Annotated in this window: 20 protein-coding genes; 10 read left to right on the top strand and 10 right to left on the bottom strand. The window is 68.3% G+C overall.

What is annotated here, in order from left to right; all coding sequences use genetic code 11:
• Window positions 1-105 precede the first annotated feature (105 nt).
• The 3 genes from dnaA to GGQ87_RS06125 all read right to left on the bottom strand — a co-directional run bounded on the left by dnaA (window position 106) and on the right by GGQ87_RS06125 (window position 3206).
• Window positions 106-1551, bottom strand: coding sequence for a chromosomal replication initiator protein DnaA (gene dnaA, locus GGQ87_RS06115; protein WP_425339277.1), 1446 nt, complete (start codon window positions 1549-1551; stop codon window positions 106-108).
• A 434-nt stretch (window positions 1552-1985) separates the two neighbouring features.
• A complete protein-coding gene (gene rpsT, locus GGQ87_RS06120) occupies window positions 1986-2255 on the bottom strand; it encodes a 30S ribosomal protein S20 (protein ID WP_168045790.1) in 270 nt (89 codons plus the stop codon).
• A gap of 144 nt (window positions 2256-2399) precedes the next feature.
• Window positions 2400-3206: an SDR family NAD(P)-dependent oxidoreductase gene (locus tag GGQ87_RS06125; protein WP_168045791.1), complete on the bottom strand. Its 807-nt coding sequence runs from the start codon at window positions 3204-3206 to the stop codon at window positions 2400-2402.
• A gap of 105 nt (window positions 3207-3311) precedes the next feature.
• On the opposite strand from GGQ87_RS06125, the gene GGQ87_RS06130 reads away from it, so the two are divergent.
• The 5 genes from GGQ87_RS06130 to GGQ87_RS06150 are packed head-to-tail and all read left to right on the top strand — an operon-like array spanning window position 3312 to window position 6085.
• Window positions 3312-3881: an SRPBCC family protein gene (locus tag GGQ87_RS06130; RefSeq protein WP_168045792.1), complete on the top strand. Its 570-nt coding sequence runs from the start codon at window positions 3312-3314 to the stop codon at window positions 3879-3881.
• Window positions 3882-3907: 26 nt separating this feature from the next.
• Window positions 3908-5083, top strand: coding sequence for a zinc-dependent alcohol dehydrogenase (locus GGQ87_RS06135; RefSeq protein ID WP_168045793.1), 1176 nt, complete (start codon window positions 3908-3910; stop codon window positions 5081-5083).
• Between the two features lie 39 nt (window positions 5084-5122).
• Window positions 5123-5308 (top strand): hypothetical protein, encoded by a 186-nt coding sequence (locus GGQ87_RS06140; RefSeq protein WP_168045794.1) that lies wholly within the window; start codon window positions 5123-5125, stop codon window positions 5306-5308.
• A 3-nt stretch (window positions 5309-5311) separates the two neighbouring features.
• Entirely contained in the window at window positions 5312-5524 is a 213-nt protein-coding gene (locus GGQ87_RS06145) for a hypothetical protein (RefSeq protein WP_168045795.1), read from the top strand.
• Window positions 5525-6085: a Clp protease/crotonase-like domain-containing protein gene (locus tag GGQ87_RS06150; RefSeq protein ID WP_168045796.1), complete on the top strand. Its 561-nt coding sequence runs from the start codon at window positions 5525-5527 to the stop codon at window positions 6083-6085.
• Here GGQ87_RS06150 and GGQ87_RS06155 read toward each other — a convergent pair.
• From GGQ87_RS06155 to GGQ87_RS06175, 5 genes are all read right to left on the bottom strand, one after another.
• Complete coding sequence (locus GGQ87_RS06155) at window positions 6082-6870, bottom strand: enoyl-CoA hydratase-related protein (RefSeq protein WP_168045797.1); 789 nt, start codon at window positions 6868-6870, stop codon at window positions 6082-6084. The genes GGQ87_RS06150 and GGQ87_RS06155 overlap by 4 nt on opposite strands.
• A gap of 174 nt (window positions 6871-7044) precedes the next feature.
• Complete coding sequence (locus GGQ87_RS06160; RefSeq protein ID WP_168045798.1) at window positions 7045-7494, bottom strand: hypothetical protein; 450 nt, start codon at window positions 7492-7494, stop codon at window positions 7045-7047.
• On the bottom strand, window positions 7491-8036 hold the full coding sequence (locus GGQ87_RS06165) for a DUF1697 domain-containing protein (RefSeq protein ID WP_168045799.1): 546 nt from the start codon (window positions 8034-8036) through the stop codon (window positions 7491-7493). Before GGQ87_RS06165 ends, GGQ87_RS06160 begins: the two co-directional genes overlap by 4 nt.
• A 5-nt stretch (window positions 8037-8041) precedes the next feature.
• The gene (gene mutM, locus GGQ87_RS06170; RefSeq protein ID WP_168045800.1) at window positions 8042-8905 is read right to left on the bottom strand and encodes a bifunctional DNA-formamidopyrimidine glycosylase/DNA-(apurinic or apyrimidinic site) lyase; all 864 of its coding nucleotides are present in this window, start codon (window positions 8903-8905) and stop codon (window positions 8042-8044) included.
• Window positions 8906-8945: 40 nt separating this feature from the next.
• The gene (locus tag GGQ87_RS06175) at window positions 8946-9398 is read right to left on the bottom strand and encodes a c-type cytochrome (protein WP_168045801.1); all 453 of its coding nucleotides are present in this window, start codon (window positions 9396-9398) and stop codon (window positions 8946-8948) included.
• A gap of 126 nt (window positions 9399-9524) precedes the next feature.
• Here GGQ87_RS06175 and GGQ87_RS06180 point away from each other — a divergent pair, with 126 nt between their 5' ends.
• From GGQ87_RS06180 to GGQ87_RS06190, 3 genes are all read left to right on the top strand, one after another.
• A complete protein-coding gene (locus tag GGQ87_RS06180; RefSeq protein ID WP_168045802.1) occupies window positions 9525-11582 on the top strand; it encodes an OPT family oligopeptide transporter in 2058 nt (685 codons plus the stop codon).
• Between the two features lie 179 nt (window positions 11583-11761).
• Window positions 11762-13591: a translational GTPase TypA gene (gene typA, locus GGQ87_RS06185; protein WP_168045803.1), complete on the top strand. Its 1830-nt coding sequence runs from the start codon at window positions 11762-11764 to the stop codon at window positions 13589-13591.
• Between the two features lie 128 nt (window positions 13592-13719).
• Window positions 13720-14406, top strand: a complete 687-nt coding sequence (locus tag GGQ87_RS06190; protein WP_168045804.1) for a hypothetical protein — start codon at window positions 13720-13722, stop codon at window positions 14404-14406.
• An 80-nt stretch (window positions 14407-14486) separates the two neighbouring features.
• Here the strand turns inward: GGQ87_RS06190 and GGQ87_RS06195 are convergent, their stop codons facing one another.
• Window positions 14487-14741, bottom strand: coding sequence for a GlsB/YeaQ/YmgE family stress response membrane protein (locus GGQ87_RS06195; protein WP_168045805.1), 255 nt, complete (start codon window positions 14739-14741; stop codon window positions 14487-14489).
• A 193-nt stretch (window positions 14742-14934) separates the two neighbouring features.
• Here GGQ87_RS06195 and GGQ87_RS06200 point away from each other — a divergent pair, with 193 nt between their 5' ends.
• Window positions 14935-15318, top strand: a complete 384-nt coding sequence (locus tag GGQ87_RS06200; RefSeq protein WP_168045806.1) for a helix-turn-helix domain-containing protein — start codon at window positions 14935-14937, stop codon at window positions 15316-15318.
• A 76-nt stretch (window positions 15319-15394) separates the two neighbouring features.
• Window positions 15395-16180 (top strand): histidinol-phosphatase, encoded by a 786-nt coding sequence (gene hisN, locus GGQ87_RS06205; RefSeq protein ID WP_168047366.1) that lies wholly within the window; start codon window positions 15395-15397, stop codon window positions 16178-16180.
• Here the strand turns inward: hisN and GGQ87_RS06210 are convergent.
• On the bottom strand, window positions 16177-17070 hold the full coding sequence (locus GGQ87_RS06210) for an alpha/beta fold hydrolase (RefSeq protein ID WP_342448311.1): 894 nt from the start codon (window positions 17068-17070) through the stop codon (window positions 16177-16179). The genes hisN and GGQ87_RS06210 overlap by 4 nt on opposite strands.
• Window positions 17071-17213 lie beyond the last annotated feature (143 nt).

Consider the following 17213-nt stretch of genomic DNA (forward strand, 5'->3'; position numbering starts at 1 on the left):
GTTTTCGGGGTTTTACCCGGACGTTATTATCCGCCGTGCGGACGTAACGGACTCTTCGGACCCCGTTTTCCGATTTTACCCGGACGTTATCCGTGCCGCGGGAGCCTAGCCGCGCAGCTTGCGGGTCAGGGCCTCCACGTCCCGGGCGATCTGGTCGTCCTGGGCCATCAGCTCCTCGATCTTGCGCACGCCGTGCAGGACCGTGGTGTGGTCGCGCCCGCCGAAGCGCCGGCCGATGTCCGGATAGGAGCGGGTCGTGTGCTGCTTGCACAGCCACATGGCGATCTGGCGCGGCCGGGCCACGGAGCGCGTGCGGCGCTCGGACAGCAGGTCGGCCTGCTTCAGGGTGAAATGCTCGGCGACGGTCTTCTGGATCTCGTCGACGGTGATGCGGCGCTCCGGTCCGCCGCGCAGGGCCGAACCCAGCAGGGTCTGGACCTCGTCGACGGTCAGGGCCGACAGCCGGGCGCCGGCGACGGCGGCCAGGGTGTTCACCGCGCCTTCGAGCTCGCGCATCGAGCCCGGCGTGCGGTCGACCAGATGCTCCAGCACCTCCTGACGCGCCTCCCCCGAGACGACGCCGAGGTTGGCCAGGGCGGCGATGCGGCTGCGGGCCACGGCCAGTTTCAGGGCGCGGTCCGCCGGTTCGACCGGGCAGGTCAGGCCCGAGGCCAAATGGCTGCGCAGGCGCGGCTCGACCTCGGTCAGGGCCATCGGCGGCCGGTCGGCGGACAGGACGATGCGCTTGCCGTCCTCGATCAGGCTGGTCAGCGTCGCCAGCAGTTCGTCCTGCGTCGAGGCCTTGCCGCCCACGAACTGGACGTCGTCGATCAGCAGCATGTCGGCGCCGCGCAGGCTTTCCTTGAACGCCGCGGTAGAGCGGTCCTGCATGGCCCGCACGAAGGTCGACAGGAAGCGTTCGGCGGTCAGATAGACCACCTTGGCGTCCGGGCGCAGGCGCTGGGCCTCCCAGGCGATGGCGTTCAGCAGGTGGGTCTTGCCGTAGCCGTAGGGGCCGCAGAAGAAGATCGGATTGAAGTGGCCGTCGGCCCAGCAGGCGGCCTGGCGGGCGATGGCGAGGGCGAAGGCGTTGCCCTGGCCTTCCACGAAGCTGTCGAAGGTCAGTCGCTCCTGCAGACCGGCGGCGCGCACGGCGCGGGCGCCGTCGGCGACCGGGGCGACCGTGGCCATGGGCATCGGCACGACATTGGCGGCGGGAGCCTCGGCCCGGCCGGCGGCGACCTGCGAGGCCGGGGCGACCGAACCCATCTCGGCGCGGCAACGCACCTCGAGACGGCGCGACAGGCCGTCAAGGCCCAGCCACAGTTCGTTCATGCGGCGCAGGGCGTTCTTGCGCACCCAGTCACGGGCATAGGCGGTCGGAGTGACGAGGATCAGCTGGCCGGCGCCGTCGGCGCGCACCGCCGAGGGGGCGATGTAAGAGCTGAAAGCGCCCTCGCCGATCTCGCTGCGCAGGCGACCCGCCGCCTCGGTCCAGATACGATCCGGATCGGTCATCCCCGCCATCTGTGCGCCCCCCGCCATGTTCAGCCACCCGCTCTAGAATCCATCACCTGACGCCCTTCGAGCGGCCTGGATCGGGGACGACTTCTCCTGTCCGGTGCGGCTGGGCGCCGCCCGGGTGGGGTCAAACTCTCGATCAGACATCTCACGCCGACGCGAAACTGGTCTCGCGCCGTGTTCATCCGTGTGGGGATGGAAGTGCGTTAGAGGCCCAAACTTACGCCGGGAGCGGGGGCCGTCAACGCTGATTCGAATCGCAAAAGGCAGTTAAATTGTTTGACTCCGCTAAAGCCAAACGTTGTCAGCGGAATCCCGGATTTCGCCACCGGGGCGAGCACAATTCGGGGCGTCGGAGGTTAGCCGCGCACGTGCAAACGGCGAGGGAGCGGTTGCGCCCTCGCCGTTGAAATCACTTGGATTTGTCGTGACAGGCCTGTGAAAGGCCGTCCGTCGCCGAAAGATCAGGCGGCCGACATTTTCTTCAGCTGGGCGGCCAGGCGCGACACCTTGCGCGAGCCCGTATTCTTGTGAACCACGCCCTTGGTCACGGCGCGCATCAGCTCGGATTGCGCCTCGACGAAAGCGGTCTTGGCGGCGCCGGCGTCACCACCGGTGACGGCTTCCTGGAACTTGCGCAGGAAGGTGCGGACGCGCGTGCGGCGCGCCTTGTTCACTTCGGTGCGGGCAGCGATCTTGCGGATCGCTTTCTTGGCGCCGGCATTGTTGGCCATCAGTCAAACCTTCGAACGGAAAACGCCGCGGAGCACACGTCCACGGCGCGAAAATCTCAAGAGCGCGCGGCTATAGCCGAAAGGGACGGGGGGTTCAAGGCGAAGAATCCACCTCCGCCCTCCGTCCTTCCCGCGCCTCCCGGCTCAGTTCTTGCCGGAACCGGGCTCGGCCTGTTTGCGGTGCATCTCGGCCAGGGCGGACTCCGGCGTGATGGCGGCCATGGCGGCCTGCAGCTTGTTGCCCATGCCGGCCACGACATCGCCGTCGCCGCGCTTCATAGCCTTGTAGCCGATCTCCGCCACCTTGGCCGCGTCCATCTTCTTGCCCTGGCCCACCATGGTGTCCATCAGGTCGGCGCGTTCGAAGAACTCGGTGTCCGTCGGCCCGGGCATCAGGACGGTGACGCTGACGCCGCTGTCCTTCAGCTCGTTGCGCAGGGCGAAGGAGAAGCTGTCCACGAAGGCCTTGGAGCCGTTGTAGACGGCCTGGAAGGTCCCCGGCATCAGGCCGGCGATCGAGCCGGTGAACAGGATCTGGCCGCGGCCCCGGTCGCGCATCTCACGCCCCACCAGCCACACCAGCCGCAGGGTGCCGGTGACGTTGGTGTTAACGACGGCGAGGATGTCGTCGAAGTCCTGATCGAGGAAGGCGTGGCCGAGTCCCTGACCGGCATTGGCCGCCAGCGCGTCGACGGGCCGGCCGCCGATCCGCTCATGCAGCGCCGTCACCCCCTCCTCGGTCGCAAGGTCGACCTGCACCGCGTCAACCTTCGCGCCGAGGCTCTCGAACGTCTGAACCGCCTCGGCAAGCGGCGTGTCGGCGGCGACCACCAGATCGTAGCCGTCGTCGGCGAACAGCCGCGCCAGCTCATAGCCGATGCCGGACGAGGCGCCGGTGACGACGGCGAGGGGACGGACGCCCTCGGCGGCGGTGGCGGACAGATCGGTCATGGACAGGCTCCCGGCTGGTGTTCGACGCGACAACCGCGCCGCTGCGGACCAGTTCCCGGGAACGAAGCCTGACCTCGACGGGTTCGCTGCCCGAAAGGAGCCGTCATGTCCGAACAGCCGATGTCGACCGACGCCGAGGTCGAATCCACCGCCTTCAACGACAAGGACCGGGTCGAGGGCGAGCACGAGGCCGCCAGCGTCCGCGCCGTGATGATCAACCGCCCGCGTCAGGAGCTCTATGACTTCTGGCGCGACTTCCGGAACCTTCCGGCCTTCATGGAGAATGTGAAGTCGGTCGAGGTGATGGAGTCCGGCCGGTCGAGCTGGATCGTCGCGGGACCCGCCGGCGCCGACTTCGAACTGGTCAGCGAGATCACCGAGGAGCGGCCCGGCGAATACATCGCCTGGCGGTCGCTGGAAGAGAGCGACATCGACCACGAGGGCTGGATCGAGTTCCGGGACAACGCCTTCGGCCGCGGCACGGAAGTCCGTGTCTTTGTCAGCTACGACCCGCCCGCCGGCGCCCTCGGCAAGGTGGTCGCCAAGGTGATGCAGCGCGAGCCGCGCATCCAGGCCCGCCGCGAACTGCGCCGGTTCAAGCAGCTGATGGAGACGGGCGAGATCCCGACCTCGAAGGCGCCGGACGCCGCGCCGCGCGCCAGCCGCCACTTCTGATCCAGACCCCAGCGAAAGAGAGTTTCATGCGCGCCCTGACCTGGCACGGAAAACACAACGTTCAGGTGGACACCGTCCCCGACCCGCAGATCGTCAATCCCCGCGACGCCATCATCAAGATCACCGCCACCGCCATCTGCGGCTCGGACCTGCACCTCTACGACAGCATGATCCCGAGCATGTCCAACGGCGACATCCTCGGTCACGAGTTCATGGGCGAGGTCGTCGAGGTCGGTCGCGGCAACACCAGTCTGCAGGTCGGCCAGAAGGTGGTGGTGCCGTTCGTCATCGCCTGCGGCAGCTGCTTCTTCTGCGGCAAGCAGCAGTACTCGGCCTGCGACAACTCCAATCCGGCGGACAAGTCGGACCTGTCGGAGGTCGCCTACGGCTATCCGATGTCGGGCCTGTTCGGATATTCGCACATGACCGGCGGCTATGCGGGCGGCCAGGCCGAATACGCCCGGGTGCCCTATTCCGACATCGGACCGATCGTGGTGCCCGACGGCATCGAGGACGAGCGGGTGCTGTTCCTGTCGGACATCTTCCCGACCGGATGGATGGCGGCCGAGAACGCCGAGATCGAGCCGGGCGACACGGTAGCGATCTGGGGCTGCGGACCGGTCGGCCTGTTCGCGATCAAGAGCGCCAAGCTGATGGGCGCCGGCCGGATCATCGCCATCGACCACCACCCGAACCGCCTCGCTCTCGCCAAGGCCAACGGGGCCGAGGTGCTGAACTACCACGAGGTCAAGGTGCGCGAGGCTTTGATGGAGATGACGGCCGGGATCGGGCCGGACGCCTGCATCGACGCCGTCGGCATGGAGGCGCACGGCTTCGCGCCGGACAACATTCTGGACGCCGTCAAGCAGGAGACGAAGCTGGGCACCGACCGCCAGCATGTGCTGCGCGAGACGATCATGGCCTGCCGCAAGGGCGGTCGGGTTTCGGTGCCGGGCGTCTACGGCGGCATCGGCGACAAGCTGCCGATCGGCGCCTTCATGCAGAAGGGCCTGACCATCAAGACGGGTCAGACGCACGTGCAGAAATACCTGCCGCAGCTGCTGGAGCTGATCCTCGACGGCAAGATCGACACCACGGACCTGATCTCGCACCGGCTGCCGCTGGAGCAGGCGGCGGAGGGCTACAAGAACTTCCACGACAATCCCAACGAGTGGACCAAGGTGGTTCTGAAACCGCACTGACGCGGAGCCGTTGTTCCTTCAGACACAGGAGAGAGTGCGATGAGCGACAAGCCCCTGAACGACGATCCGCAGAACGACCGCACGCCGGATCCGAGCAACGCCAAGACCGCCGGCGGCCATCGTCCGGATCAGGGCGGCGCCCCTCCCGGACGGGAGCAGGCAGACCCTGCGACGGGCGGCGAGGGCGCGGCGGGCGCCGGAGGCTCCGGCGGCTTCGGGACCTGACGGATGCGGACCTATCGCGTGACCGTGGGGGTCGAAGGCGGCCCCACACGGGTGATCAAGGTGCCGTCCAAGACGGATGTGCAGGCGGGTGACGCCGCCGTGCCGTTGATGTCGGAGGGCGAATCCATCCTCTCGATCGTGGAGACGGACGACCCCTATCAGGAGGTCGACGCCATGCCGGCCGGGAGCCAGACGCACCCGGATCAGATCACCTGAATGACAGCAACGCCCGACGCCCTCTTCGCCCCGCAGGTCCGCCTGAACGGCAACGTCGGCGACCCTATGTTCGGAGCCTTTCAGGATCAGTTCCGCGCCGCCGCCGATGGACTGGACCCTATCGTCATCGAGTTGACCACGATCGGCGGAGATGCGGACGTGGGACGGCGGATCGCGGCGGACATCCGGCTGTTCCGGGAGCGGACGGGGCGCAACCCGCTGTTCTTCGGCAAGACCACAGTGTTCTCGGCCGGGGCGACGATCATGGCGGGGTTCCGGCGCGAGGACCGCTGGCTGGACCGGCACGGGGTGCTGATGGTCCACTGCCGCAAGCTGACCAAGACGCTGGAGCTGTCGAACTTCCTGAAGGCCGAGCGGCCGCGGGTCGAGGCGCTGCTGGCCGAGATCGACCTCGGCATAAAGGTGCAGACCTGGGGCTTCGAGGAGCTGATCGCGGGCAGCGACGTCACCCTCGATGAGCTTGAGGAGCGAGCGCAGGAGAACTGGTATCTGACCGCGGAACAGGCCCTGCAGAGGGGCCTGATCGCGGGCGTCGTCTAGCGGCCGGTGAAGGTCGGCTTCCGCTTCTCGACGAAGGCGGACATGCCCTCTTTCTGATCCTCGAAGGCGAACAGGGAGTGGAACAGGCGGCGCTCGAACTGGACGCCCTGGGTCAGGGTCGTCTCGAGCGCGGCATTGACCATTTCCTTGTTGGCCATGACGGCGAGCGGGCTTTGCGAGGCGATCTTCGCGGCGATCTTGCGGACCTCGTCCAGCAGCGTCTCGTGCGGGACGACGCGGGAGGCGAGGCCGGCGCGCTCGGCCTCGGCGGCGTCCATCATGCGGGCGGTCAGGACCATGTCCATGGCCTTGGCCTTGCCTACGAGGCGGGTCAGGCGCTGCGACCCGCCGATGCCCGGGGCGACGCCGAGGTTGATTTCGGGCTGGCCGAACTTCGCCTTCTCGCTGGCGACGATGAAGTCGCACAACATGGCCAGTTCGCAGCCGCCGCCGAGGGCGAAGCCGTTCACCGCCGCGATGATCGGTTTGCGGAAGCGGGTGATGCGGTCGTGGCCGAGGGAGAAGAAATTGGCCTTGTACATGTCTGCGTAGGACTGGTCGGACATCTCCTTGATGTCGGCGCCGGCGGCGAAGGCCTTGTCGCCCGAGCCGGTCAGGATCAGGCAGCGGACGCTGTCATCATGCTCGACCGCGTCGAGGAAGGCGGCGAGGTCGGCGAAGAGGGCGGAGTTGAGGGCGTTCAGCGCTTCGGGCCGGTTCAGGGTCACCACCGCATAGCCGTCGGCGTGGCGCTCGATAAGCAGGGTGGAATAGCTGTCGGCCATCGTCGTCTCCTCGTACGTGCGGCCCGGCTTACCAAGAGGAACCCGGAGGGGAAAGCGTCCGGGTAAAACCCACGAAAATTGGGTCCAAAGAGTCCGAAGAGTCGGTTTTGCTCCGAGCTCTCTCTTGCTCACTCGAAGCAGTATGCACTGTCCCTGCGTCAGAATCGGTCGTGGTCAGCGGCGCGGCATCAGCATCAGGGTGAAGGCCGCGCGGACCAGCTCCGTCACCACCACCATGGCCAGCAGAACGTTGGCGGCGATGACCGGAACGGCGGAGGACATGCCGATCAGGTTCGTTCCAAACAGGGCCGGCAGGGCGAGCAGACCAGCGAGCGCCAGCACCATGACAATCAACAGCATCAGGGCGACGTGGCTGGCCTGCAGGGCGGCCTGAAGCGTCGGGCCGTCGTCGAGCACCCGGGCGCGCCGCCGGAAAAGCCAGGTGATCACGCCGGTGGCCAGGGCCTCGAGCCCGACGACCAGCGCCAGGGCGCCAAAGAACCACAACGCGAGCCCGCCCGTGTCGCCGCCCCGCAGGGTCTGGATCACATGGGCGAAATAGCCGCCCCAGACCACGACGCCGACGATCAGGCTGATCCAGAGGTGGACCTTGCGATGGCTCATGATGTCGTCTCCACCCCGGCCAGCGCCGCCAGCTTCAGGACCGTATTCCAGTTGCGGCCGGTGCCCATGCCGAGCATGCGCGGCGTCGCCTTCTTGAAGATGGCGGACTCGCCCTGACCGTTGGGGAACCAGAACCACAGCACGTCGTCGATGGCCTCGACCCGCTCGCCGCCTTCGGCGAGGGCGCGGCAGGAGTCCAGCGCGCCGTCCTTGACGCCATCCTTCATCACCATGGCCACGACCTTGGACGGCTGGGCGGTCGCCTCCGCCGGAAAGGGATTGGCGGCGATCACCTTCGCCCACTGTTCCGGCGTCCGGACCATGGCGGCGATCTTCAGGCCGAAGCGGCGTTCCATGGCGGCTTCGATGTCCGCTTCCAGCGCCGCGGTCGCCTTGCCGCTCTCGACCACGAGATTGCCGCTGGCCGCGAGGGTGCGCGGGTTCTTCAGCCCCATCTCCTCGGCCATGGCGCGCTGCTCGGCGACCGGGGCGCGGACGCCGCCGGTGTTCATGCCGCGGAACAGGATGATGCGGTGGGTCATGGGCTTCAGCGCTTCTGGCAGGACGGACAATAGAAGGTCGAGCGGCCGCCCTGCACGATCCGCTTCACGACGCCCGTGCAGCCATCCCCGAGGCAGGGCTTGCCCTCGCGGCCGTAGACATCGAAGCGGTGCTGGAAATAGCCTTGCCCGCCGTCGGCGTTGGCGAAGTCACGGAGGGTCGAGCCGCCGGCCGCGATGGCGTCGTTGAGCACGTCCCGAACGACGGCGGCGAGCGTTTCGAGCCGCGGCTTCGACACCTTGCCCGCCATGGTCAGCGGAGAAATCCGGGCGCGGTAGAGGGCCTCGCAGACGTAGATGTTGCCGAGACCGGCGACGATGCGCTGGTCGAGCAGGCTGACCTTGATGTTCTGCTTCTTGCCGGCGAACGCCTCCGCCAGATGCGCGCCGGAGAAGCCGTTGCCGAGCGGCTCCGGGCCGAGGCCGGCGAACCATGGATGGGCCTCGACCGCGTCCGTGGGGATCAGGCCCATGAAGCCGAAGCGGCGGGCGTCGGCGAAGCCCACGCGCGTGGTGGTCCCGGCTTTCACGGCGCAGAAACTGACGTGCTCATGCTTGCCGGTGGCGGGGGCGTTCTCCTCGAACTCGCCGACCTGTTCGCCGTCCAGGGTGAAGCGGCCGGTCATGCCGAGGTGGGTCACCCAGGTCTCGCCGGTCGAAAGCTGCATCAGCAGGTATTTTGCGCGGCGATCGATCCGTTCGACGGTGGCGCCGTCGAGCCGTTCGGTGAAGCGCTCCGGGAACGGGAAGCGCAGGTCGGGACGGTTCTGACGCACGCGGCTCAGGCGCGCGCCCTCCATCACCGGCTGCAGGCCGCGGCGGACGGTTTCGACCTCGGGAAGTTCAGGCATGGCCGAGGTCTAGCCGGGCGCGGGTCGGCTGGCGAGCCGCCTAGTTGGCCTTGTAGACGTCGTGGCAGGACTGGCAGCTCGCCCGGACGGCGGTCCACTGGGCGGTGAAGGCGGCGGTGTCATCGCCGGCGGCCAGTTCAGCGAGCCGGTCGGCGGCGGCGGCGTATTCGGCGGACTTGGCCTCGAAGCCGGCCCGGTCGCTCCAGACCTCGGCTTTCGCATGGGTCTCGACCCCGGAGTCGGGGCCGCTGCCCGCGGGGAACATGCCGGGCACGGCGTGTGCCCAGCGCGCGAGGGCGCGGCTGTTGAACCGCTGGGTGGCGGGCGCCTGACCCGCATCCATGGCGGACTTCATCGCGCCCATGGCGACGCCCGACAGCATCATCGCCGCCTGGCGCCCGTGGACGATGCCCTCGGGGCCTTCGCCCTGCGCGCTGGCCGTCCCGCCAAGGCACATCAGGCCGACCGCCGCCGTGATGATGATCCGCTTCATGAGTGTCTCTCCCCTTTGCCGTGACGCTCGCTCCCGCGGGCGCGGCTGTCAATGAACCGCATGCGTTCCCGATTGCCCCGGGGGCGGTTCTCGGCTTACCTCCGCGCAACAAGGGAGAGGGCCGCAATGACGGACACTGCTGCAAAGACGCCGCCGAGCACCGGCAAGCGCATCGAACTGACGCTCCGGGCGCTTGTGCTGGGCTGCCTGCTGGCGGTGATCTTCACGGCCGCGAACACCTATCTGGGCCTGAAGGTCGGGCTGACCTTCGCCTCGGCCATTCCGGCGGCGGTCATCTCCATGGCCATCCTTCGGTTGTTCAAGGATTCGACCATCTGGGAGAATATGACGGTGCAGACCGTCGCCTCCGTCGGCGGGGCGATGAGTTCGATCATCTTCGTTCTGCCGGGCCTGGTCATGGTCGGCTGGTGGACGGGCTTCCCGTTCTGGGAGTCGGTGCTGATCTGCGTCTTCGGCGGCGTGCTGGGCGTCACCTTCTCCATTCCCCTGCGCCGCGCCCTCGTCGTCGAGGCCAACCTGCCCTACCCGGAGGGGGTCGCGGCGGCGGAAGTGCTGACGGTCGGATCGCGCGGAGCCGAGCAGACCGAGAGCGCCGTGCGCGAAAACTCGGCCGGCCTGTGGGTCGTCATCACCGGCGCGGTCGTTTCGGCGGGTTACGCCCTGCTGGTCGCCGGACGGGTGTTCGCGGCCGAGGCCACCAAATTCATCAAGCTGCCGGCGGCGCTCGGCGGCGGCGCGACCGGCGTCGGCTTCGGCATGCAGTTCGCCCTGCTGGGCGCCGGTCACCTGATCGGCCTCAGCGTCGGTCTGGCCCAGCTGGTCGGCCTGATCCTGGCCTGGTGCATCGCCGTGCCGATCCTGACCTCGCCCGACACCATCGCCTGGCTGACCGCCCACGGCATTCCCTCGATCGCCACCACGCTGGAGCCCGGCGTCGCCGCCGAGGAGCTGGCCGGCACGGTGTGGAGCCGCGAGGTGCGTTTCATGGGCGCCGGCGTTATCGGCGTCGCGGCCATCTGGACGCTGATCAAACTGGCCGGTCCGCTGATCGGCGGCCTGACCTCGGCCCTGGCCGCCAACCGCCGCCGGCGGAGCGGCGAGGTGCTGGACCTGACCGAGCAGGACATCCCGATCAACATCGTCGCCGGCCTGTCGGTGGCCTGCCTGGTCGGGATCGGCTTCATCCTCGCCTGGTTCGCCAACAGCAATCCGACGCTGGCCGGCTCAATGCCCCTGCTGGTGGGCGGCGGCCTGATCTATGTCGTCTTCATCGGCTTCGCCGTGGCCGCCATCTGCGGCTACATGGCCGGCCTGATCGGGTCGTCGAACAGCCCGGTGTCGGGTGTCGGCATCCTCGCCATCGTCATCGCCTCGGTGCTGATGCTGGGCGTGCTGGCCTTGGCCGGACTGCCCGCCGATCCGTCGGTGGTGGCCTTCGCCCTGATTGTCACCGCGGTGGTGTTCGCGGTGGCGGTGATCGCCAACGACAACCTGCAGGATCTCAAGACCGGCCAGCTGGTCGCCGCTACCCCGTGGCGTCAGCAGACGGCCCTGATCGTCGGCGTCATCGCCGGCGCCATCGTCATCCCGGTGATCCTGAACCTGCTGAACAGCGCCTTCGGCTTCGAGGGGGGACCTAAGGGGATCGCCGACGAGCCGCTGGCGGCGCCCCAGGCGACCCTGATCTCGGCGCTGGCCCGGGGCGTCATAGGCGGCGACCTGCGCTGGGACCTGATCGGTCTGGGCGCCGTGATCGGCGTGGTCATCATCGTCATCGACGCCATCCTCAGCGGCGCGACCAAGGGCAAGATGAAGCTGCCTCCGCTCGCGGTCGGCATCGGCTTCTATCTGCCGGCGGCCGTGACGACGATGCTGGTCATCGGCGCAATCTGCGGCTGGTTCTATGACAAGGCGATCAAGAACACCCGGTTCGCCGATGTCGGCCGCAGGATGGGCGTGCTGCTGGCGTCCGGCCTGATCGTCGGCGAGAGCCTGTTCCTGGTCATGACTGCCGGGGTGATCGTCGGCACGCGGAACGACGCGCCGTTCGCCATGCTGCCCGAGGGGTCGACCTTCCCGGCCATGCTGGCGGGGATCGCGGCCTTCCTGGTGCTGACCCTGGCCATGTACGGCTGGGTGCGCAGACGGTCGGCGAAGGTCTGATCCGGCCCTCACACCGCCGCTTTCTGCGGCGATAACAGTCGTCGTTACGCCAGTGCGTGCTTCCCGCGCACTGGCGTTTCGCCGTTCGCCCCTGTAAGAGGCGCGCGCCTTCCCGCAATCACGCTCTTTTGCAGCGGCCCGGACCTTCCGGGACCGAACACAGTCCGCCCGAGTCCGAAATGAACCTGCGCAACGTCGCCATCATCGCCCACGTCGACCACGGCAAGACCACGCTGGTCGACCAGCTTCTGGCCCAGTCGGGCGTGTTCCGAGCCAATGAGGCGACGACCGAGCGCGCGATGGACTCCAACGATCAGGAGCGCGAGCGCGGCATCACCATCCTGGCCAAATGCACGAGCGTGCTCTGGAACGGCAAGGCGGGCGAGACCCGGATCAACATCATCGACACGCCCGGCCACGCCGACTTCGGCGGCGAGGTGGAGCGGATCCTCGGCATGGTGGACGGCTGCGTCCTGCTGGTCGACGCCGAGGAAGGCGTCATGCCGCAGACCAAATTCGTGCTGACCAAGGCGCTGAAGATGGGCCTGCGCCCGATCCTGTGCATCAACAAGGTCGACCGCGCCCACGCCGATCCGGACCGCGTCCACAACGCCGCCTTCGACCTGTTCGCCGCCATCGGCGCGACCGACGAGCAGCTGGACTTCCCGCACATCTACGCCTCGGGCCGCGCCGGCTGGGCCACGCTGGATCTGAACCAGCCCTCCGACAATCTGGGCCCGCTGTTCGACCTGATCGTCGACCACGTGCCGCCCCCGAAACAGGTCGAGGCCAAGGACAAGCCGTTCCAGATCCTGAACGTGCTGATCGAGAGCGATCCGTTCCTCGGCCGCCTGCTGACGGGCCGGATCGAGAGCGGCAAGGCCGTTCCGGGCATGGCCATCAAGGCCCTGTCGCGCGACGGCAAGACCATCGAACAGGGCCGGATCACCAAGGTGCTGGCCTTCCGTGGCCTGAAGCGCCAGCCGGTGGACGATGCCGAAGCGGGCGACATCGTCGCCATCGCCGGCATGTCCAAGGCGACCGTGGCCGACACCCTGTGCGCACTCGAAGTGACCGAAGCGCTGCCGGCCCAGCCGATCGATCCGCCGACCATCTCGATGACGGTTTCGGTCAACGACAGCCCGCTGGCCGGCCGCGAGGGCGACAAGGTCCAGTCGCGCGTCATCCGTGACCGCCTGCTCAAGGAAGCCGAGGCCAACGTCGCCATCCGCGTCACCGAGACGGGCGGCAAGGACGCCTTCGAGGTCGCCGGCCGGGGCGAACTGCAACTGGGCGTGCTGATCGAGAACATGCGCCGCGAAGGCTTCGAGCTGTCGATCAGCCGTCCGCGCGTGGTCTATCAGACCGGCGAGAACGGCGAGCGACTGGAGCCTATCGAGGACGTCGTCATCGACGTCGACGACGAATACACCGGCGTGGTCATCGAGAAGCTGTCGGCCCGCAAGGCCGAACTGAAGGACATGGGGCCGTCGGGCGCCGGCAAGACGCGCCTGACGCTGAAGTCGCCGTCGCGTTCGCTGATCGGGTACCAGGGCGAGTTCCTGACCGATACGCGCGGTTCGGGCGTGCTGAACCGTGTGTTCAGCCACTATGAGCCGCACAAGGGCGCCATCGAGGGCCGTCTGAAGGGCGTGCTGGTTTCGAACGGCGACGGCGAGACCGCCGCCTTCGCCCTGTGGAACCTCGAAGACCGCGGCGTGATGTTCGTCGGCGGCGGCGAGAAGACCTATCAGGGCATGATCATCGGCGAGAACGCCCGCTGGGACGACCTCGACGTCAACCCGATGAAGGCCAAGCAGCTGAACAACATCCGCGCCGCCGGCAAGGATGAAGCCGTTCGCCTGACGCCGCCGCGCCGTCCCTCGCTCGAACAGGCCATCGCCTACATCGAGGAAGACGAGCTGGTCGAGGTGACGCCCAAGTCGATCCGACTGCGCAAGGCCGTGCTGAACCCGTCGTTCCGCAAAAAGCGCGTCCGCGAGGAATAGGCGAACCGCGGTCGCCCAACACGGGGCGAGGGCGGGGCCATTTCGCGGCGCCCGGAACCGTCAAGCCGGACGTCGGTTGCCTGATCGGTGCGAGCCCTCCCCGCTCGCGTAGATCGAAGGCAATCAAAATGCGTAAGACCGCGCTCCTTTCGGGTGTCGCCGGCCTGCTTCTGATGTCCGCTCCGGCATTCGCGCAGGACGGCACGGCCCCGCAAACGCCTCCCGCCACTACGACTCCGCCCACTGCGGCTCCGAAGACCCTGCCGCCGGCCGCCGAGCCCGCGACGCCACCGGCCGCCGCGACCCAGCAGACGCCGCCCGCCGCACAGGCGACCCAAGCCCCCACCCTCACGCTGCAGCCGGGCATGACCGTGCGCGGCGGCGACGGCGATCTCGGCGTTCTCGTCGGCGCCCGGACCAATGGCGGCGCCCAGCAACTGACCGTGCGCGGCGCCGACGGGACAGTTCGTGCCGTGCCGATCACCGGCATTCGTCAGGACGGCGACGCGGTGGTGGTCGACTTCACCACGGCCCAGTTCGGCACGGCCGAGACGGTGACCGCCCCGGCCACGCCGGCGACACCGGCCCAGCCCGCTGAACCGGGCGTGGCGCCCGCGACCCCGGCCACGCCGGCGACGCCCGCCAATCCGAACACGGCCGAGCCGGCCGTTCCGGACGAGGCGACCCCGCCGGCGGGCGAGCAGACCGCGCCCCCGGCCGCCACGCCTCCGACCCTGCCGCCCAACACCCCGGCGACGCCGGAACCGGGCGAGGCTGACGACGGCGACGACGACGGCGACGAACCCCAGGCCTGACCGAAGGTCTGAGGCCAAAAGAGAAGGGCGGCTCCTCGCGGAGCCGCCCTTTTTGTCCTTCGAAGCGAAGGCGAGGACCGTCAGGTCCGTCGCTTCACCAGCCCCAGCAGGAACAGCAGAACGATCGCGCCGAGCGTGGCGACGATGATGCCGATGATCCAGTTGCCGCCGGCGTCCCCGCCGAGAGTGTTGTAGAGGAAGCCGCCGATCAGGGCGCCGACGATGCCGACGATCAGATTGGTCAGGAGGCCGTGGTTCCGCCCCATGATCTGTTCAGCCAGCCAGCCGGCGATAATGCCGATGACGATCCACGCAATCCATCCAAACCCACTCATAGTCCGCTCCTTCCAGCGATGGTCGATGGCCGTGTAATGCGCCGGAAGCGCAACGGTTGCTCAAGGCCGCCGCCGTCGCGGCCGAACCGGGTTCATCCATTATCCCCCAGCACGGGAAGCGGCACGCCCCTTGCCGCTCACAAGGCGAGCCGTCCCGCATCGGGACAGGTTCGAAACAAGGGGAACAGGGGCCATGGCCACCGACATCGACCTTCATCTCGGACGCCGTCTGCGCCGTCGCCGCCGCCTGCTGGGCCTGACCCAGCAGCAGCTGGCCACGCAGGTCGGAATCCGCTTCCAGCAGATCCAGAAATACGAATGCGGCGCCAACCGCATCTCGGCCGCCCGCCTGTGGCAGCTGTCCGAGGCGCTGGAATCGCCGGTCAGCTATTTCTACGACGGCCTGGAAGAGGCCATCGAGCGCCGGGAGGCGGCCAATCAGGGCGGCGAGATGTTTTCCCGCAAGGAAACGCTCGACCTGATCCAGGCCTATTACCAGCTGGGCGAGCGTCCGCGCCGCCGGCTGCTCGACCTCGCCAAGTCGCTGCACACCGAGGGTGAAGTCGTTCAGGGCTGACGCGGCCGGCGCATTGCACGGCGCCGGATGCAAAGATGCGGTGACATGACGGCGGGGCGTGAGTATCCCGCCTGTCATGACCGAGTTCGAACTGTTCGCCCTTGAGCTGGCCCGTGAGGCGGCGCGTGTTTCGCTGCCCTATTTCCGCGGGACGTTCGAGGAAGTCGACAAGGGCGGCGCCGCCGGCTTCGATCCGGTGACCCAGGCCGATCGCGAGGCCGAGGCGGCGATCCGCCGGCTGATCGCGGAGCGATATCCCGACCATGGCGTGATCGGCGAGGAGTATGGCGAGGACCGGCCCGACGCCGACCACGTCTGGATCCTCGATCCGATCGACGGCACGAGGGCCTTCATCGCCGGCCTGCCGCTCTGGACCAATCTGATCGCGCTGCGCAACGAAGGCTGTCCCGCCGTGGGCGTCATCGGCCAGCCCTATCTGGACGAGATATTCATCGGCGGCCCCTCGGGCGCCCGGCTGATCAAGGGCGCGGACGAGACGCCGCTGCGGGTGCGCGCCTGCGCCCATCTCAACGACGCCCTGATCGCCACCACCGATCCCGACCTGTTCAACGGCGCCGAACTGGGCGCCTGGACGCAGGTGCGCGCCGCCGCGCGACTGGCCCGGCTGGGCTGCGACGCCTACGCCTACGCCATGCTGGCGGCCGGCCGGATCGATCTGGTGGCTGAGAGCGCCTTGAAGGTGTGGGACTGGTCGGCGCTGGTTCCCGTCATCGAGGCGGCGGGCGGCGAGGTCACCAACTGGCGCGGCGAGGCTCCCGACGCATCGGGGCAGATCCTGGCCGTGGGCGACGCCCGTCTGCGGGATCAGGCGCTGGTCGCGCTGAAGCGCGCCGCCCTCTAGGCGGCTTCGGTCGGTTCGTCCGCGGCGGGCGCTGCGATCGGCGACAAGTCTTCGACCGGGGAAACATAGGCCCCCATGGCGTCGAACTCCTCGAGGAAGGTGGCCCTCAGGTCGTCGGTCTCCATGATGACCTCGTGCTTCGCCCCGGGAACCTCGACATAGCGGCCGCGGCCAAGACGCCGCGCCGCCCATTTGCTGGTCTGTTTCCAGACCCGGTCGTCCTCGCCCGCCTGGACGATGGCCACCGGTACGCGGACGGCTTTCAGCGCCTTGGGCTTGAGCGACCGTTCGCCGACATCGAGGGCGAAGGCCAGCCATCCCCAGGTCGGTCCGCCGACCGCCAGATGCGGGCAGGCGTAGAGCTGCTGCCGCCACTGTTCGTAACGGGTCTCGTCGGACGTCAGGGCGTCCTTCTCGAAGGTGTGGTCGAAGGGATCGTCCGGATTGTCGAGGACGTAGTCGCCGGCCTTGCCGTGCCGCAGGTTCCACCGCACCGCCAGCTTGACCGACCAGGCCGACCGTTTGCCGGTCTTGATGCGCAGCATGGGGCTGGTCAGCAGGGCGCCCGAAAAGCGCTCCTCGCCCGCCTGAAGGGTCATCAGGTTCAGGACCGCGCCCATCGAATGGCCGACCATGATCCACGGCTTGGGCGCGCGGGTCTCGTAGGTGTCGAGCAGGCGGGCGTAGTCGTCGAGGAATTCCTCGACCGCCCGGGCGTGGCCCTTGAGCCGATCGGGCAGCAGGCGGGCGGACAGGCCCTGTCCGCGCCAGTCATGGGCCAGCACGCACCAGCCGCGCGCGAGGAAATTGCCGATGACCTCGAAATATTTCTCGATCGGCTCGGTGCGGCCGGGGCTGACGATAACGGTGCCGCGCGGCTTGCGGGTCACGAGGGCGGAGGGCGTCCAGAAGGCGGCGCGCAGGCGCAGGCCGCCGGCCCCGCGGAACCATTCGCCGGTTCCGCCCGGAGGCGCGGAGGCGCGGAGGCGCCCGGAACCCCCATCAGGGGCGCGTTGGCGGCGTAGGCGGCGGC

Origin of the sequence: Brevundimonas alba (assembly GCF_011927945.1) — a bacterium.
Taxonomy (GTDB): Bacteria; Pseudomonadota; Alphaproteobacteria; order Caulobacterales; family Caulobacteraceae; genus Brevundimonas; species Brevundimonas alba.